Annotated in this window: 15 protein-coding genes; 7 read left to right on the forward strand and 8 right to left on the reverse strand. The window is 52.9% G+C overall.

Annotated features, from left to right (window positions below):
• Positions 1-7 precede the first annotated feature (7 nt).
• Genes plsX through yceD form a run of 3 tightly spaced genes read right to left on the reverse strand, consistent with a single transcriptional unit; the run spans position 8 to position 1,763 of the window.
• Positions 8-1,036: a phosphate acyltransferase PlsX gene (gene plsX / locus ACMHXI_RS09685; protein WP_025009547.1), complete on the reverse strand. Its 1,029-nt coding sequence runs from the start codon at positions 1,034-1,036 to the stop codon at positions 8-10.
• A gap of 15 nt (positions 1,037-1,051) precedes the next feature.
• Entirely contained in the window at positions 1,052-1,222 is a 171-nt protein-coding gene (gene rpmF, locus ACMHXI_RS09690; RefSeq protein ID WP_025009546.1) for a 50S ribosomal protein L32, read from the reverse strand.
• Positions 1,223-1,238: 16 nt separating this feature from the next.
• Positions 1,239-1,763, reverse strand: a complete 525-nt coding sequence (gene yceD / locus ACMHXI_RS09695) for a 23S rRNA accumulation protein YceD (protein WP_025009545.1) — start codon at positions 1,761-1,763, stop codon at positions 1,239-1,241.
• A gap of 275 nt (positions 1,764-2,038) precedes the next feature.
• On the opposite strand from yceD, the gene ACMHXI_RS09700 reads away from it, so the two are divergent.
• Positions 2,039-2,686: a Maf family protein gene (locus tag ACMHXI_RS09700; RefSeq protein WP_208125906.1), complete on the forward strand. Its 648-nt coding sequence runs from the start codon at positions 2,039-2,041 to the stop codon at positions 2,684-2,686.
• Between the two features lie 211 nt (positions 2,687-2,897).
• The gene (locus tag ACMHXI_RS09705) at positions 2,898-3,911 is read left to right on the forward strand and encodes a PAS domain-containing protein (protein WP_413734781.1); all 1,014 of its coding nucleotides are present in this window, start codon (positions 2,898-2,900) and stop codon (positions 3,909-3,911) included.
• A gap of 364 nt (positions 3,912-4,275) precedes the next feature.
• Here ACMHXI_RS09705 and ACMHXI_RS09710 read toward each other — a convergent pair whose 3' ends face one another.
• Entirely contained in the window at positions 4,276-4,920 is a 645-nt protein-coding gene (locus tag ACMHXI_RS09710) for an HAD-IA family hydrolase (RefSeq protein WP_109247874.1), read from the reverse strand.
• Positions 4,921-4,941: 21 nt separating this feature from the next.
• Entirely contained in the window at positions 4,942-5,907 is a 966-nt protein-coding gene (rluC, locus tag ACMHXI_RS09715; protein WP_342188606.1) for a 23S rRNA pseudouridine(955/2504/2580) synthase RluC, read from the reverse strand.
• Positions 5,908-6,495: 588 nt separating this feature from the next.
• Here rluC and rne point away from each other — a divergent pair.
• On the forward strand, positions 6,496-9,969 hold the full coding sequence (rne, locus tag ACMHXI_RS09720; protein WP_413734784.1) for a ribonuclease E: 3,474 nt from the start codon (positions 6,496-6,498) through the stop codon (positions 9,967-9,969).
• Between the two features lie 139 nt (positions 9,970-10,108).
• A complete protein-coding gene (locus ACMHXI_RS09725) occupies positions 10,109-11,668 on the forward strand; it encodes a SulP family inorganic anion transporter (protein ID WP_144164919.1) in 1,560 nt (519 codons plus the stop codon).
• Between the two features lie 56 nt (positions 11,669-11,724).
• On the opposite strand, the gene ACMHXI_RS09730 is transcribed toward ACMHXI_RS09725, so the two are convergent.
• Positions 11,725-12,642 (reverse strand): bifunctional methionine sulfoxide reductase B/A protein, encoded by a 918-nt coding sequence (locus ACMHXI_RS09730; protein ID WP_144168487.1) that lies wholly within the window; start codon positions 12,640-12,642, stop codon positions 11,725-11,727.
• Between the two features lie 217 nt (positions 12,643-12,859).
• Between ACMHXI_RS09730 and ACMHXI_RS09735 the strand changes: the two genes are divergently transcribed.
• Positions 12,860-13,699, forward strand: a complete 840-nt coding sequence (locus ACMHXI_RS09735) for an isopenicillin N synthase family dioxygenase (RefSeq protein WP_144164960.1) — start codon at positions 12,860-12,862, stop codon at positions 13,697-13,699.
• A gap of 76 nt (positions 13,700-13,775) precedes the next feature.
• Entirely contained in the window at positions 13,776-14,717 is a 942-nt protein-coding gene (ylqF, locus tag ACMHXI_RS09740) for a ribosome biogenesis GTPase YlqF (RefSeq protein ID WP_144164923.1), read from the forward strand.
• Positions 14,718-14,835: 118 nt separating this feature from the next.
• Here the strand turns inward: ylqF and ACMHXI_RS09745 are convergent, their stop codons facing one another.
• Positions 14,836-15,306, reverse strand: coding sequence for a low molecular weight protein-tyrosine-phosphatase (locus tag ACMHXI_RS09745; RefSeq protein WP_144164962.1), 471 nt, complete (start codon positions 15,304-15,306; stop codon positions 14,836-14,838).
• 55 nt (positions 15,307-15,361) lie between these two features.
• Positions 15,362-16,330 carry a DNA ligase gene (locus tag ACMHXI_RS09750; RefSeq protein ID WP_243891874.1) on the reverse strand — a complete coding sequence of 323 codons (969 nt, stop codon included), beginning with the start codon at positions 16,328-16,330 and terminating at the stop codon, positions 15,362-15,364.
• Positions 16,331-16,733: 403 nt separating this feature from the next.
• Here ACMHXI_RS09750 and ACMHXI_RS09755 point away from each other — a divergent pair, with 403 nt between their 5' ends.
• Complete coding sequence (locus ACMHXI_RS09755; RefSeq protein WP_045283749.1) at positions 16,734-17,105, forward strand: diacylglycerol kinase; 372 nt, start codon at positions 16,734-16,736, stop codon at positions 17,103-17,105.
• The last annotated feature ends 26 nt before the right edge of the window (positions 17,106-17,131 follow it).

Below are 17,131 nucleotides of genomic sequence, written 5' to 3' on the forward strand. Positions count from 1 at the left end.
GGAGAAATCAGCTGTTTATATCTAAAAGTATCGACTCGAGACGCTGCTTGATCATCTCAGGGAGTCGACGTCTTGCTTCAGTGACTGCCAAGCTAATCGCTTGTAAATAGGCAGTTTCATCCGCATTCCCATGGCTCTTGACGACTATTCCGCGCAATCCTATCAGACTTGCTCCGTTATAGTGGTCGGGGTTCATCTGTTTGAGCACGCTTTGAATACTGGGAGCCAATAATTTGGCCAACATGCGTACAAAAAAGCCTCGGGTCAGCCCTTCCTTAAGCTGATGGATCAACAGTCTGGCAATGCCTTCTGAAGTTTTCAGGGTAATATTACCGACAAAACCGTCGCAGACAATCACATCGACTTTGCCTCGGTAAATCTCATCCCCTTCGATAAAACCTTGATAATTGATTTGAGGAGTATGTTGCAACAACTGGGCAGCCTGCTGCACCTGATCGTTGCCTTTGATCTCTTCGCTACCGACATTGAGCAGCGCAACCTTGGGTCTGGGTTGTTTGGTCACTGCTTCGCAGAGTACTGAACCCATGACGGAAAACTGGAACAGAGTATCTGAATCACAGGAAACATTAGCCCCGAGATCCAGCAGATAGACTGGCTTATGATTGATGGTGGGAAGACAACTGACCAAAGCGGGTCTGTCTATGCCAGGCAGCGTCTTTAGTACCACCTTGGCCATCGCCATCAGCGCGCCGGTATTTCCCGCACTGACACACGCCTGGGCCTCGCCTCTATGCACAGCATCCAGCGCCTGACGCATTGAGCTGTCACGCCGGCAACGCAAAGCATGCACTGGCCTGTCGGACATACTGACCACTTCAGTGGTATGCCTGAGTTCTATTCTATCTGTAATGTCTTGCCCGGATTGGGCGAGATATGGCTGTATCTGGTCTTGGTCACCAACCAGAATAAACCTGAGATCTGGATATAATTTAAGTGCCTGCAGGGCTGCAGGCACAGTCACGTGGGGGCCATGGTCGCCACCCATCGCATCTAACGCAAGCGTCAGACTCGTCATAAGACAATCAACAACTTACTTGTTGATTACCTTTTTGCCACGGTAGAAACCGTCAGCAGTCACATTGTGACGACGATGCAGTTCACCGCTGGTAGCGTCTACAGACAGCTGAGCAGTGCTCAGTGCATCGTGTGAACGGCGCATACCGCGCTTTGAACGAGATTTTTTATTCTGTTGTACAGCCATTGATCTGTCTCCTGGATTACTTGCTCTTCAGTTTTTCTAACACTGCAAACGGATTTGGACGCTCCTCTTGAGCGGCTTCAATCTCGCCTATAGCCACATCCTTGGAACCTGTATGACATTCATCTACGTCATGGGTAGGTATCAAGGGCATAGCCAGTATCAATTCATCTTCAATCAATTGATGCAGACGAACTTCGCCAATTTCATTACACTCAATAGGGTCATACGCATCCGGGAGCTCATCGATTTCAGCTTCATTTCGGCAAGGACTGAAACTAAACTCGACCGTAACCTCTGTGGTAAATAGTGTCATGCAGCGTTGACATAGCAGAGTGAGCTCCGTCACAGCCTTCCCTTTCAGGTAGACTATCCCCTGTAAATCCACACCACACTCAATTGACACTGTCACATCGGAACAGTCGCCGGCACATAATTCATTCAATCGCTTCAGTTGCGTACCAGGAACAACACCTTGATAGCTAAGGCGGCTGGTCGCAGCACGAATGGGATCAATTGAAACCGGTATCTTTACTGTTTGCATAAGGCGCGCATATTATAGTTTGAAACCGCCGGAGTCAAAGGAAAAATGATGATGAGGCTCGCAAAGGAAACAAAACCTGTGCGCCCTCAGCCATCATAGGCCTGTTCCAACGGGTTCGAAATTGACGGACGCAGAATTCTACCCAAGCACAGGGCTCTTCACAAGCCGTTGCCGCGCAAAATAAAGCCAGTCATCTCATCCCAAAGCCACTCTTGCCAGGCCTTGGCAAATTTGGCGACAATATCCGGCTCCCACATCGCTTTGGAACCCAAGATATGACCCACCAAGATGACAGCACCCAGGCTGCGGTATCACCCACAGAACCTCAGTTGATTTTAGCCTCAACCTCCAGTTACCGAAAGGCACTATTGGCAAAATTGGATTTGGCGTTTGAGTGTGTAGCTCCCGAAGTGGATGAAACGCCCCTGCCTGAAGAAACCGCCTTTGATTTGGTCAAGCGTCTGGCGGCAGCCAAAGCGCAGGCCGGGGCAAAGCAGCTAAGCAATGCTCTGGTGATAGGTTCTGATCAGGTCGCTGTGATTGATGGTCAAATCGTCGGCAAGCCACTGACTGAAGAGAAAGCCTGCAAACAATTACAGGCCGCCTCGGGGAAAAGCATCACCTTTTATACCGGGCTGGCGCTCTTTGACAGCCGCAGCGGCCAAACTCAGGTGGAAGTCGAACCTTTCACTGTGCATTTCAGAAACCTGAGCCGAGATGAAATCACCGACTATGTTCGCCGCGAGCAACCGCTCTGGTGTGCCGGCAGCTTTAAGTGTGAAGGCTTGGGCATCGCCCTGTTTCGGGCCCTTGAAGGACGGGATCCCAACACACTAATAGGTTTACCCTTAATCCTGCTCATCGAAATGCTCTCCCGTCAGGGTATAAAAATATTGGGAGATGCTGCGGCGCCAGTAAGATGAAGGCTCAGGCGCTGCCTCTTACCTGTACCTATTCCCTCCTACAGACTTGCCAAGGCACATGTGGCACTGTGATGCAAGATGATACGGGTGTCGGATGGGTCTGAATCTTATCACAACAAGGTAAATTGAAGTGCGTCAGCGCGGCTTTCGCTCTACACTAATAACAATTAATCAACATATCTCTTTTGATGATCCCTTGTAGAGTGAAAAGATGACAGATACCGAAGAAGCCTTGGCTCTACTGGCTGCTCCCTGCACAGATAAACGCTTTTTTCAACGGGCACTGCGCGCACTCGCCTTGGTGACCCAATGTCGCTGGGCCGGCTTTGGCCGACTCAAAAACAATTCCCAAGGCGAAATCATCGCCTTTTGTGACAACAAACAGTCTCTGCCTGCTTTTGAGTTTGAATTGGCCGGCTCTCCCTGTGAGTCCCTCTATCAACAACAGGAAACCAGCACTCACATACTCCACGCCCGTGATCTGCAGAAACGATTTCCCCATTTTGCCATGATCCGCGAGATAGGCGCCCAGAGTTATCAGGCCGAGTTGATCCTCGGCAGTGATGGCAAACCGGTCGGCCATATTTTTGTACTCGACACTCTCCCCCAGGCCGAAAGCGCCAAGTCAAAAGAGTTTTTCCGGATCTTGGCCCAGCGTATCGGTCTCGAATATCACAGAATGTTGGTCAGTCGCGAGCTCTCCATGCACAAGCAGATGATAGCCACCACAGATCATCTGTTGGCATTTATCGGTACCGACTACTGTTACCGTATGGTATCCAAAGGGTATGAGCAGCTTTTCAACCGCGTTAAAGAGGAGATCATAGGTAAGCATATTACTGAACTGCACGGTGTAAGCGTGTTTGAGAAGAAGATCCGGCCGCTACTTGAGCGGGCCTTTAACGGCGAAACGCTGGAAGCCAATCAGTGGTTGCATCCACCGCATCTGGCCGCGCCATTACTGATGAGTGTACGACACTCACCCTGCATCAATGATGCCGGCGAAATTTGCGGCGTCATAGTCTCGTCCCACGACATCACCCGTCTGTCGGCGCTGGCCTTGTCCAGCCTAGGCACTGAGCCATTGGATCTTAATAGCGGGAGCCTTGGTGCAAAGGACTTGAGCACAAAGAACCTGAGCAAAGAGAACTTGAGCGCAGAGCCCCCAAACACGAATAACCTGAGTACCAAATTGGGCCAGGAGTTGAAAACCGCCAATTCCTGAACTTGCACTTCACTTTATTTAGGGAAGGTGCGAACAAGTCCCATGTGTGCTCTGCGTCGGCTTACTGGCCTGGATGCAAGGCGTGGTTCGCAGCAAATGGCCCTAGTCCTTTGCAAGAAGCACAACACAGCAGGCAGGCTTGTAAGCCACGCCCTTCGGGGCTTTCACAGCAACCGGCTTTCTGCGTTATCCGACTTCGACAGGCCCCGGCATGCCTTCAGTCAGATGCCTTGAACGCCAATTGTTGTGCAAGCCAGAGTGCCACGAGGACTTATTCGCACCTTCCTTAGCAGAATACAGAAAGTAAAAGGCCTGCATCTGCAGGCCTTTTCACTGTGCACTAGGGACTGTATTCCCGTAAGCATCATAGGTGATGTAAAAGCCCCAATGGCGTGTCGATAATAGCTTTGGGCGCTGCTTCATGTAAGCGTTCGCGACTATGGGCGCCATAACTGACCCCTATGGCATCCATACCGGCGCTGGCAGCCATATTGAGATCGTGTACCGAATCACCCACCATCAAGGCTCTCTCAGGCGCTATCTTTAATTCAGCCAATAGCTGTTGCAGCATGTCCGGGTGTGGTTTACTTCTCGCCTCATCGGCGCTGCGACTGGCATGAAAAAAATCTCCAAGCCCAGTTTCCCGCAGTACACGTTCAAGACCTGCCCTTGCCTTACCTGTCGCCACCGCCAGCAGATACTTCTCACTGCGCAGCTGTGACAGCAGTGCCGGAGTTTCACTGAAAAGTGGGCTAGGCGTGGTATCAAGCTGCAGGAACTGCTGCTTATATTCCTCTCTGAGCGCCTGATATTCGCCAACGCTTCCCGCTGGATAGAGGCATTGCAAGGCCTCTGTCATAGATAGGCCAATAATGTCACGTACTGCCTGCTCCGAGGGTATAGGCAAGGCCATTACCCTTGCCGTATTTTCCATACAGCGGACAATCTTGCCTATTGAGTCCATCAGGGTGCCGTCCCAATCGAATATCAGCAGCTCGTATGCCTTCATGGCCTGTTTCCTTATTCTTTGCTATACCCGAGTGAGTTTATCCAACAACTCAAGTAACTCAGGATCCAAAGGAGCCTGCACTGTCATTTCAGTCTCTGTGTCAGGGTGAATGAACTTAAGTTGCGCCGCATGCAGAAACAAGCGATTCAACCCGAGTGCCCGCATACTGTCATCAAACTTTTGCTCACTGTACTTTTCGTCACAGGCAATAGGATGACCGGCATACTGGCAGTGTACCCGGATCTGATGAGTACGACCGGTAACCGGGCTGGCCTGCACCAGTGTGGCACCGTCATAACGCTGCAAAATTTTGAAGCGGGTTTCCGAGGCCTTGCCTTCGGTATTTACCCGCACAATGCGTTCACCCGATTTGAGCGTCAGCTTCAGCAATGGCGCCTTAACCACCTTGTCATGCTTTTGCCACTCACCGCGAACCAGCGCCTGATAATCTTTTTGCATCTGCTTGTGCCTGAGCTGGTCATGCAAGTGCTTTAGCGCGCTGCGCTTCTTGGCAACCAAAAGCACTCCGGAGGTGTCTTTATCCAGACGGTGCACCAACTCGAGAAACTTTTGTTGCGGTCGCAGGGATCTCAGCGCTTCAATCACGCCGTAATCCACACCACTGCCACCGTGTACGGCGATGCCGGCCGGTTTGTTCAGTACCAGAATATGCTTGTCTTCAAAAAGAATTCTGTCTTCTAGGCGCGATACCCGCTCCAGGTTGGCGGAAGGCGCCGTGCGGTAGTTTTCTTCACTGACCCGAACCGGCGGAATGCGTACCTGGTCCCCTTCGGCCAACTTGTATTCAGGCTTTATCCGTTTCTTGTTGACCCTGACTTCGCCCTTGCGCACTATGCGATAGATCATGCTCTTGGGCACGCCTTTGAGCTTGCTGAGCAGAAAATTGTCAATGCGCTGGCCAACATTGTCTTCGTCAATGGTCACCAGGCGAACTTGCTGATTGGGTGATGGCGTCTCGGTATTCATAACACTTATGTTGCGGTTCGGGGCGCGCTATTGTACAACATGTTGAGGCTTTTGATTGCCGATTTTTTTGAATTCAGCTATATTTCAGCGGCGAACCCTGCGTATTGATGAGCCATTGCTCAATCTATGAACGGTTCGAACAGTGGAAAGCGCTTGAGCGATGTCTGACCTCCGAGGTCGCAAATAGTTGATTTGCAAACCGTACATAAAAGAACACTACTGAAAAAATTGTTTTTACGGTTAAACCTGGATGGAATTACGAAATTCAGACCACTTTCAAGCCGCCACTATGCTGTTTTCGAAAGTTAATGTTAACTCGTCATCAAACGACACGGCTCGACTTCGGCATTACCGGATTATTATTGAAGAATTTATGGGGTTGGTTGATGTTTTACAACGAATTCCTTGTTTTTGTAATCATTGAAAAATAAGCCATAAATAGGATGCGACACGCAGCGAATGCGTCTAACAGCAATGCGCACCTCCCTGCCTGGAGGAACGCCGAGAGGCGTCGCCCGAATGAGACCAGGCCCGTAATGCAGCGACCAGTACGTTTGATGACCTCTTATTAAGAAGAATGACGTCATCATGAAACGGATGTTAATCAATGCGACTCAATCCGAGGAGTTGCGCGTTGCCCTGGTTGATGGGCAACAGCTCTATGATCTGGATATCGAAAGCCCAGGCCATGAGCAGAAGAAAGCCAATATTTATAAAGGTAAAATCTCCCGCGTAGAACCCTCTCTGGAAGCGGCTTTTGTTGACTATGGTGCAGAACGCCATGGCTTTCTGCCACTGAAAGAGATCGCCCGCGAGTACTTCCCCAAAGGTTACTCCTTCCAGGGTCGTCCCAGCATTAAAGAAGTGGTCAGTGAAGGCCAGGAAGTCATAGTTCAGATAGATAAAGAAGAACGTGGTAACAAAGGCGCCGCCCTGACCACCTTTATCAGTCTGGCCGGCTCTTACCTGGTACTCATGCCCAACAACCCTCGCGCCGGTGGTATCTCCCGTCGGATTGAAGGTGATGAGCGCACTGAGCTGAAAGAGGCCATGGAAAACCTGGAAGTGCCCAACGGCATGGGGCTGATTGTCCGCACCGCAGGTGTTGGCAAGGCTGCTGCCGATCTGCAGTGGGACTTGAAGGTATTGCTGCACCATTGGACAGCGATTCAGGAAGCGGCCGAGAGTCGCCCTGCTCCTTTCCTGATTCATCAGGAAAGCAATGTTATCGTTCGCGCCATCCGTGATTACCTGCGCCGTGATGTAGGCGAAATTCTAATCGACCACCCACAAATTTATGCCGATGCCAAGCAGCATATCTCCCTGGTACGTCCTGATTTTGTCGACAGAGTCAAACCCTACTCATCTGAAGTGCCGCTCTTTACCCACTATCAGATTGAGTCACAGATAGAATCTGCATTCCAACGCGAAGTTAGACTGCCTTCCGGCGGCTCTATCGTTATCGATCCCACCGAAGCACTGACCTCTATAGATATCAACTCCGCCAGAGCCACCAAGGGCGGCGATATCGAAGAAACCGCACTGAACACCAACCTGGAAGCCGCCGACGAGATTGCCCGTCAGTTGCGTCTGCGAGACTTGGGCGGCCTGGTGGTTATCGACTTCATCGATATGACTCCGGTCAGACACCAACGCGAAGTGGAAAACCGTCTGCGTGACGCAGTTCACCATGACCGTGCCCGTGTGCAATTGGGCCGTATTTCCCGCTTCGGTTTGATGGAAATGTCCCGTCAGCGTCTGCGTCCGTCTCTGGAAGAGTCCGCCGCCCACATCTGCCCACGCTGTAACGGCCAGGGCACCATTCGTGGTACCGAGTCGCTGGCACTGTCGATTCTGCGCCTGATGGAAGAAGAAGCCATCAAGGAAAACACCTCTCAGATTGAGGCCATAGTGCCCGTGGATGTCGCGGCTTACCTGCTTAACGAAAAGCGCAAGGCCATACGCATCACTGAGCAGCGCCATGATGTTGAAGTCTATGTGATCCCGGATCCACACATGATGACCCCGAACTACCGCGTGGTGCGTCATCGCAAGGACGACCAGATCTCTGAAGTCAGCTACCAGCGTGTGGAAGAGCCGGAAAACAAACTGTATGAACCACGTAAACTGGAACGTGCTGCTGCACCCAAGCCAGCCTTGAGTGGTTTTGCTACACCTCTAAAGCAGGAAACTGCCGAAGCACCGCAGACAGCCAAACCGGCGGCCAAAGCCGCAACGACTGAAGCGGCCAAGCCCGGAATAATTTCCCGTTTCTTCGCCGCCCTGGGTGCCATCTTCTCCTCTTCCGAGCCACAAGCCGACAAGAAGCAGGAAAAGAGCACTAAAGACAATCAGGAAGGCAGCGGCCAGAACAACCGCCGTAACCGTCGCAATGACCGCAACGACAGACGTCGCAAGAGTGGTGATGACAAAGACGGTAACCGCGATTCACGCAGCCGCAACCGTAAATCGTCCGCCAATGAGCGCCCTGCCCGTGATAAAGACGAGCAAGGCAACAAGCGTCAGGCAAACGATACCGGCAAGCCAACCCGTGGTGACCGTAACGACAAGGCTCCCAAGTCTGAAGCTGTTGATGAACGCAAGAGCCGCAGCAAGGCCCGTGACGAAAGCGAGCAGGAACCAAAACAGGAAGCCGCCCGTGAGCGTCGCCAACGTCGCAACCTGCGTCGTAAGGTGCGCATTGAGGCCAGCGATGCACAGGAAGCCGTTGACAATACAGCAGAGGCAACCAGCGCCGAAGTGAAAGCCAGCGCCCACGCCAAATCTGAAGTAAAGGTCGAGGCAAAAACCGAGGCCAAGCCAGCTCGCACCAAAGAAAGCGATGCCAAGGATAACGCCGAGCAAGCTGACAAGCCGCGTCGCAGCCGTCGTAAGCCTGCCGCAGCTCAGGCTGAGTCCAAGGAAATGGAAGTTCAAGCCGAAGTTGAAGCCAAGTCAGAAGCCAAGAGCGAAACCGCTACCGAGCTGAAGGGTGAAGAGTCAACTCAGGTTGCCACTAAAGCCCAAGGCGCAGAGGTGTCACAAGACATTCAGGCAAGCGCCGAAGCCAGCCCTGTTGCCAATGCTGAGCAAATCGCTGAAACCAGTGTTCAAGCTAGTGGTGTTCAAAGTGATGCCGAAGCCATCGAGAACACTGAAGAAGACGATAAGCCCAAACGTGAAGGCCAACGCCGTAGCCGCCGCAGCCCTCGTCATTTGCGCGCAGCCGGTCAGCGTCGCCGCCGTACTGAACAGGAAGGCGAAGAGTCTGAAAGCACTGAAAAGGCAAGCACTGAAAAAGCAGCCACTGAAGTAGCAAATAACGCTAAAGAAGAGGTTGTCGCCGAGGCATCAACGCCAGCCGCTGCCGTTGAAGTCGCCGCTGAGCAAGCAAAGCCTGCCGACAAAGCTCAAGAGCAAGCGCAAGCTGAACCTCAAGTTGTTGCCAAGCCGGCTCCTCAGGTTGAAGCCAAAGCTGAAGCAACAGCCAAGGCTCAGGTTGAGACAAAGCCTCAAGCCGAGGTCGCTGCCAAGGTAGAAGTCGTTGCCGATGCAAAAGCCGCCGAAGTCGAGGTAAAAGCTGAACCCCAAACAGCAGAAGCCGAGCCAGTGACAGCGCCTGAAGCCCAAGCTGAAAAAGCTGAAGTTGCAAAAGCTCCACCAGTCGAAGCTGCGCCATCAAAAGCGGCAGAGAAAGCGAACGAAGCACCCAAGGCAAAAACTGCTGAAGTCGCAGCAGCCAAGCCCAAGGCAGAAACAGTATCGGCAAGCGTCGCCGCCTCTGCCCCTATGGCCAAGCCGGCTGCTATCAGCCGCCCTGCGCGCCAGTCAAGCAATGAAGCCAAGGAAAGCCCGGCAGCAACACCTGCGACAACCCAGACAAGCGCCGCACCAAGAGTCAGTCGCTTCAGCACTATGGTTGGCTCAGATACAACCAAACCACAGGTGGATCAACGTGCTCACGTTGAAGTGCCCAAAGGCCGAGAGTATCAGGCCAATGGCGAAGCCGCACCACGCAAGAGCCATGGTAACAGCGCCGAGTCAGATATGGCCCGTCCCTGAACCTAAGTGTTACTAAGAAAAAACCATGCCCTCGGGCATGGTTTTTTTATTTTGATCTGCTTCACACTTCTGTCACAACAGAAATTTTGCTAGTATGCGCAACTTTGTTTTTAACCCTCAAGATGGGATCCCAAGCTGAATGTTTGAACTGATACGCCATAAAACCAGCAGTCACAAGGCGGATATACTCTCCGGCCTAACGGTTGCTATGGCGCTGGTGCCCGAAGCGGTAGCCTTTGCCTTCGTTGCTAAAGTAGAGCCAATGGTGGGCCTTTATGCCGCCTTTATCATGGGACTGATCACGGCCCTCATCGGCGGCCGTCCCGGCATGATCTCAGGCGCCACCGGCGCGATGGCCGTGGTCATGACCAGTCTGGTGGTGTCCCACGGCGTCAGCTATCTGTTTGCCGCCGTGGTGCTGGCCGGGATAATTCAAATTACCGCCGGAGCACTGCGTCTTGGCAAGTTCATTCGCATAGTGCCTTATCCTGTAATGATAGGCTTCGTCAACGGCCTGGCCATAGTAATATTCTTGGCGCAACTGGGGCAATTTCAGGTCAAAGTCGGCGAAGAGGAGATGGCCTGGTTACCCGGTGCAGATATCTGGCTGATGCTGGCGCTGATAGCCATGACCATGGCTATCATACATTTTCTGCCTAAGCTGACCACAGCCGTGCCGTCATCCCTGGTGGCCATACTGGCAGTAACCGCTCTGGTGGTGGGCCTGGATTTGGATACCCGCAACGTGCTCGATTATTTGCGCAATATGAGCGGTAATCCTGAGGCAACTATCGCCGGCACACTGCCAAGCTTTGCCATTCCGGCCGTGCCCTTTAACCTGGAAACCCTTTATATCATAGCGCCCTATGCAGTTATCCTGGCGGCTGTTGGCCTGATTGAATCTCTGCTGACCCTGACTGTGGTCGATGAGATGACCCAGACCCGCGGCCGTGGCAACAAGGAATGTGTCGGCCAAGGCGTGGGTAACGTTACCAGTGGCTTTTTCGGTGCCATGGGTGGCTGCGCCATGATTGGTCAGTCGATGATTAACATCAACTCAGGGGGCCGCGGCCGTCTTTCCGGGGTCACCGCTGCCCTCACCTTGCTGTGCTTTATTTTGTTTGCCGCCGCCTTTATCGAGATGATCCCGCTGGCCGCCTTGGTCGGGGTCATGTTTATGGTGGTGCTGGGGACCTTTGAATGGGCCAGCTTTAAAGTGATGCGCAAGGTGCCCAAGCACGATGCCTTTGTTATTGTACTGGTGACTGTGGTGACGGTATTTACCGATCTGGCGATTGCGGTATTTGTCGGGGTGATAGTATCTGCGCTGGTATTTGCCTGGGAGCATGCCAAACAGATCAGTGCTCAAAAGAGTATAGATGCCAACGGTTGGGCGGTTTACCGCCTCAATGGCCCACTGTTTTTCGGCTCGGCGGCTTCGTTCCTTGAGTTGTTTGATGCCAACAATGACCCCAAGGATGTCGTGGTCGACTTCCAGTCATCCCGGGTCTGTGACCACTCGGCTCTGGATGCCATAGACACCTTGGCCGAGCGCTATGTGAACCAAGGCAAACGCCTGCATCTTCGTCACCTTTCCAACGACTGCAAGCAGTTGCTGCACAAGGCCGGCGATCTGGTGGAAGTCAATCTGATTGAAGATCCCAGATACAAGATTGCCGACGACAAGTTAGACTCATAAATTAACGCTGTCCAGACCATAGAAAACGGCAAGCTGAGGCTTGCCGTTTTTTTATTCTACTTCAGCTTGGCACTGAAACGTCCCCGCACCTTATCCAGCTTGGGTTTAATCACCAATGCACAATAGGGCTGCTCACCATGGAGCGCAAAATAGTCGTTATGATAGTTCTCCGCCGGATAGAAACCATCAAAGGCGGTCAACTCTGTCACTATCGGCGCGCTAAAGACGCCTTCCTCATCCAGCGCCTTAATCATAGAGGACGCCGTATCAATCTGCTTATCCGAGTGCGCGAAAATCACCGAACGATACTGAGGCCCCACATCGTTGCCTTGGCGATTCAAGGTGGTGGGATCATGACTGGCAAAGAATACCTCCAACAGCTCGGCATAGTTGATGACTGTGGGGTCAAAAACTATCTGCACCACTTCGGCATGGCCGGTTGCGCCGCTGCATACCGCCTTGTAGTTGGCATCTTTTGCCGCGCCGCCGGCATAGCCGGAAGTCACTTGCATAACCCCGGCCAAGCTTAAAAATACCGCCTCTGAACACCAGAAACAGCCGCCGCCCAGGGTGGCCGTCTCCAAACACTTTTCAGTTGCCGGCTGCTGAGCCTCGGCATCATCTATGGCCTCAAAGACCATGGAGACAGAATTGACGCAATGTCGCAAGTTCTTGGCCGTTAACCCCTCTCCTTCAAACACATGCCCCAGATGACCACCACATTGACTGCAAACGATTTCGGTTCTGCGACCATCTGCGTCGGGTATCCGGGTGACGGCACCAAAGATTTCATCGTCAAAGGCGGGCCAGCCACAATGGGCATTGAATTTGTGCTCGGACAAATACAAGGGGGCGCCGCATTTACGGCACAGATATCGCCCCTTGGCATTGTGTTGATACAGCTCTCCACTGAAAGGGCGCTCTGTGCCTTTTTCCTCTATGACATAACGCTCAAACTCGTTCAGGGGTTTCATTTAACGCTCCTCGATTACTCTGCGTAACCCATAGGACCCGAATTGCAACGGTTACCGTTCACTCAAGTTACACAGAGCCATAAAAGTGACTTGGATCACTTTACGTTGCCCCTATAAAGACATCAAGGTAGACTTGCGCCGGGTCACCCGACTGCCAACAAAATGTCCTTAGAGACACGAGTATCGGGTCAATAAAAAATAACCAAGAAAGATGATGATGAAACTGGAAACCATAGACTATCGCGCCGCAGATGCTGCCGAGCGCTTTGTAGAGTCCCTGCGCAGCACCGGCTTTGGCGTGTTGCGCAACCACCCTATTTCACAACAGTTGGTGCAGGATATCTACCGCGACTGGCAGAACTTCTTCAACAGTGAAGAAAAACAGGCCTTCATGTTCAAGCCGGAAACCCAGGATGGTTTCTTTCCGGCGAGCATTTCAGAAACCGCCAAAGGCCATACGGTCAAAGACATCAAAGAGTACTTTCACGTCTACCCCTGGGGCCGCATTCCTGAGCAATTGCAGGACAATATCCTCACCTACTACCAAGAAGCCAATGCGCTGGCCGCCGAGCTTCTGGACTGGGTCGAGGCGCACTCGCCTGCCGAGGTGGCAGCCAACTACCGCACTGCGCTGTCGCAAATGATAGCCAACAGCCACAAGACGCTGCTGCGGGTGCTGCATTATCCGCCAATGACAGGTGATGAGACCCCGGGCGCCATTCGCGCCGCCGCCCATGAGGATATCAACCTGCTTACCGTATTGCCAGCCGCCAACGAGCCCGGGCTACAGGTGAAAAGCCTCGATGGAGAATGGCTGGATGTTCCCAGCGATTTTGGCAACCTTATCATTAACATAGGCGATATGCTCCAGGAGGCTTCCGCCGGTTACTTCCCATCGACCACTCATAGGGTGATCAATCCGGAAGGTGCCGATATGAGCAAGTCGCGGATCTCACTGCCGCTGTTCCTGCACCCTCGCCCCGACGTAGTGCTGTCAGAGCGCTATACCGCCGACAGCTACCTGATGGAGCGCCTGCGCGAACTTGGGGTTATCTAGCGCCTGAGGGCGCTTTTTTCAGTTCGGAATGCTACAATAGCGCTCTTTTTTCAGTTTTCATCAGGATAAGCAATAGATGGCGATTCAATGGTATCCGGGACACATGCACAAGGCCCGCAAAGAGATAGAAGAGGTGATGCCTCAGATAGATCTGGTGATCGAAGTGCTGGACGCCCGAATACCTTACAGCAGTGAAAATCCCATGGTGGCAAAGCTGCGCCAGGACAAGCCTTGTATCAAGTTGCTGAATAAGTCTGATCTGGCCGATCCCGAGATAACCAATCGCTGGATTGAGTACCTGGAGCAGGAACAAGGGGTGCGGGCACAAGCCATCACTACGCTGCAACCTGCCATGGTCAGAAAGATCCCCGAGCTGTGCCGCAAACTGGTCCCCGTAAGCGAAGGTGCACTCAAGGATATTCGCACCATGATCATGGGCATCCCCAATGTGGGCAAGTCCACCATCATCAACACCCTGGCTGGCCGGGTGATTGCCAAGACAGGTAATGAACCTGCGGTGACCAAGGCGCAGCAAAGGATCAACCTTAAAAACGGCATAGTGCTGTCCGATACGCCGGGGATCCTTTGGCCCAAGGTGGACAATGAAGCCTCGGGTTATCGCCTGGCGGTCACAGGTGCCATCAAGGATACCGCCATGGAATATGAGGATGTGGCCCTGTTTGCCGCAGCTTACTTCCTGCATGCCTACCCGGAGGCGATGATGGAGCGTTATAAGCTGACCTCCCTGCCCGCCAGCGACATCGAACTGCTCGAAGAGATAGGCCGCAGGCGTGGCGCCCTCAGAAGCGGCGGTCATATCGATTTGCACAAGGCCTCGGAACTGCTGTTACATGAGTTCCGCTCAGGGAAAATCGGCCAGCTGTCCCTGGAAACGCCGGAAATGGCCCAGGCAGAAGAGGTCGAAGTGGCCAAGCTGCTGGCGGAGAAAGAGGCCCTGAAGCAGGCAAAGAAAGAAGCCGACAGGCTGAAGCGCTCCGGCAAACGCCATCAGGGTTAAGTTTCCCTCAAGAAGCAAACTTAGCGAAAACAGGCCACTATGGTGGCCTGTTTTTGTATGTCACTTATCCAACTAAATTCCGTATAAGCTTCATGACTTTAGTCCTTTGCAGAACCGCTCACCGCGCCGGCGGGATACTCTTGGGCCTGGCGGCCTGGATCCGGGCAAACAGTCCGGCAATGCTTAACTCCAACAGATCCAAAACCTGCTCAAATCCGCTGTCGCCACCATAGTAAGGATCCGGAACTTCCCTGATGGGAGTATCGGCAAAGTCCAGCATCAAGGCCAGCTTGTGTTTGTAAATCTGCGGACAAGCCTCATATAGGGCCTGAAGATTCTCACGATCGGCCGCCAGAATAAGATCGAAATGAGCAAAGTCCCGCGCGCACACCTGCCGGGCTTTGATCCCTGAAAAGTCCAGCCCACGCCGCTCACCTGCGGCGCGGGCGCGCCTGTCCGGCGACTCCCCTGAGTGATAACCTATGGTGCCGGCAGAATCCAACTCCAGTGTCAGTCCCATGGCCTGAGCCTTGGCCCGGGCTACAGCTTCAGCACTTGGTGAGCGGCAGATATTGCCCATACAAACCATCAAGATACGGTTAATTTCACCCTCATTAACACTTGGCGCGCTTTGAAATTCCACCTTAAGGCTCCTTGTTGACTGACACGGCAGGATTGCGTTCTGCAGCCGGGTCGGCGACAGAGACTTTTGCCTCAATAGCCTCTGCCGGGAAACTTAGTTGATAGTCGGATCTTACCCTAAGGAAGCGGGCAAACCTAGGCTTGCCGCCTGAGGTCAGCCCGGAGAAAGCAAAGGTCACCCAGGTTCCGGGAAGTGGCGGTGAAGCCCTCTCGGCATCGGTGAAACCTGTTCCCAGACGAAAGCTTACCCCAGCCTCGGTTTGCACCAGCAAGGCGCCCATCATGCCTTGATACTTGCCCTTTCCCGGAAGTATCGCCAGCACTCGCGCCTCGGCATCTTCCACAGGTTTGAGTTTTAACAAGGCATCACTGCGCCCCGCCAGATACATGGCATCGATGCGGTGCGCCATCAGGCCTTCGCCCCCTTTGGCCACCACCTGTTGTAACCACAGATGTAACTCTTGCGTGCTGCTCAGACGCCGCTGCTCGATGACATAGAGATAAGGGGTCAGTTGGTGATACTGCTTGAACGCCTGATAACGTTCGGCAAAAGCCATTTTCAGCCCGGGGGCATCGAACAGATAAAAACCCAGCTGGCGCCAGGAGTCTGCTTCGCCTAAACCTCTGGCCAGCAGCGATGCAGTATCAAAGCTGTGATAGCCGCCCCAAAGCTCTCCTTCGAGTGCCACGGCAGGAAAGTCCTTCACAAACCAAATTGGTGCAGGAATCACTCTGCCCGAGCGGCTCAGCAAACGCCTGCCGTCCCATCTGGCGCGAACACCATCGAGTTTTTCACTGACAAGAAAATCCTTGATTTCGGCCTTCTGTTGTTGCCAACGACCGGCCAGCTCCGGGGCCGGTAATTCTCGTTCGGCGGCCGGAAACGAGAGCAGAAAAGTTTGCAGCAGTAACAGCATGGCCGGAAAACGCTTAAGATATGCTGTTGTCGGTAAAGATTGCGGATATTGCATAAGCCCTCCCTGGCTATCGGCCAATTGCCTGCTACATCCTATAGCAGAGACCAAAACTACAAAGAGTATAGAAAGTTGTGGCGGTTATGGTGACAACTAGTGTAACGATTATCGAAACGGCCCTCCCCCTTTGCCAAACCTCCCGCCATCCCATAATAACGGCCAAACACCCGTGGTAGATGCAGTAACTGTTATATCAGCGGCAAGATGAGCTGCTATAATGCCGCCGCACCTTGGAAACCTCAGCGCCACTGCACTAATAGTCAAATTAGTCACTAGTGACCAACGCGAGGTCAATAAAGGAAGCGACAAGTTACAACCCCATTAACCCAGGAACCTTTCACGGTTCAGCAGGTCTTTATACAGCAACCGGCCATAGCCACAGATCAAGAATTGAGAGAATATGAAACCCGCCAACAATCACGGACTGAAACGCATTTTCCGCGCCACCGGCTTTTCCATCAAGGGCTTATGCTCAGCCTGGAAACATGAAGCCGCCTTTCGTCAGGAAGCCGTACTGGCATTGTTAATGATCCCGCTGGCGTTATATCTGGATGTGGCCAAGACAGAAAAAATACTGCTGATAGCGACGGTATTTATTGTCATTATTACCGAGCTGTTGAATTCAGCCATTGAAGCCGTGGTCGACAGAGTGGGCGATGAAATTCACCCCTTGAGCGGCCAGGCCAAAGATATTGCCTCGGCGGCGGTCTTTATCAGCCTGTGTTTATGCGGCCTGACCTGGGCCGTGGTTATCTGGCCTTTGGTGCTCTAAAGCGCTTTGGTATGTTGAATGCACGC

Source organism: Shewanella sp. BJSY2023SW005 (assembly GCF_047314585.1).
Lineage (GTDB): Bacteria > Pseudomonadota > Gammaproteobacteria > Enterobacterales > Shewanellaceae > Shewanella > Shewanella algae.

What these genes read in the sequence shown, in the direction of transcription:
- ACMHXI_RS09725 (WP_144164919.1), top strand. Translation starts at nt 10,109, where the DNA reads ATGTTTGAACTGATACGCCATAAAACCAGCAGTCACAAGGCGGATATA.
- rne (WP_413734784.1), top strand. Translation starts at nt 6,496, where the DNA reads ATGAAACGGATGTTAATCAATGCGACTCAATCCGAGGAGTTGCGCGTT.
- ACMHXI_RS09730 (WP_144168487.1), bottom strand. Translation starts at nt 12,642, where the DNA reads ATGAAACCCCTGAACGAGTTTGAGCGTTATGTCATAGAGGAAAAAGGC.
- plsX (WP_025009547.1), bottom strand. Translation starts at nt 1,036, where the DNA reads ATGACGAGTCTGACGCTTGCGTTAGATGCGATGGGTGGCGACCATGGC.
- ACMHXI_RS09710 (WP_109247874.1), bottom strand. Translation starts at nt 4,920, where the DNA reads ATGAAGGCATACGAGCTGCTGATATTCGATTGGGACGGCACCCTGATG.
- ACMHXI_RS09700 (WP_208125906.1), top strand. Translation starts at nt 2,039, where the DNA reads ATGACCCACCAAGATGACAGCACCCAGGCTGCGGTATCACCCACAGAA.
- rpmF (WP_025009546.1), bottom strand. Translation starts at nt 1,222, where the DNA reads ATGGCTGTACAACAGAATAAAAAATCTCGTTCAAAGCGCGGTATGCGC.
- ACMHXI_RS09745 (WP_144164962.1), bottom strand. Translation starts at nt 15,306, where the DNA reads ATGGTTTGTATGGGCAATATCTGCCGCTCACCAAGTGCTGAAGCTGTA.
- ylqF (WP_144164923.1), top strand. Translation starts at nt 13,776, where the DNA reads ATGGCGATTCAATGGTATCCGGGACACATGCACAAGGCCCGCAAAGAG.
- ACMHXI_RS09750 (WP_243891874.1), bottom strand. Translation starts at nt 16,330, where the DNA reads ATGCAATATCCGCAATCTTTACCGACAACAGCATATCTTAAGCGTTTT.
- ACMHXI_RS09735 (WP_144164960.1), top strand. Translation starts at nt 12,860, where the DNA reads ATGAAACTGGAAACCATAGACTATCGCGCCGCAGATGCTGCCGAGCGC.
- rluC (WP_342188606.1), bottom strand. Translation starts at nt 5,907, where the DNA reads ATGAATACCGAGACGCCATCACCCAATCAGCAAGTTCGCCTGGTGACC.
- yceD (WP_025009545.1), bottom strand. Translation starts at nt 1,763, where the DNA reads ATGCAAACAGTAAAGATACCGGTTTCAATTGATCCCATTCGTGCTGCG.
- ACMHXI_RS09755 (WP_045283749.1), top strand. Translation starts at nt 16,734, where the DNA reads ATGAAACCCGCCAACAATCACGGACTGAAACGCATTTTCCGCGCCACC.
- ACMHXI_RS09705 (WP_413734781.1), top strand. Translation starts at nt 2,898, where the DNA reads ATGACAGATACCGAAGAAGCCTTGGCTCTACTGGCTGCTCCCTGCACA.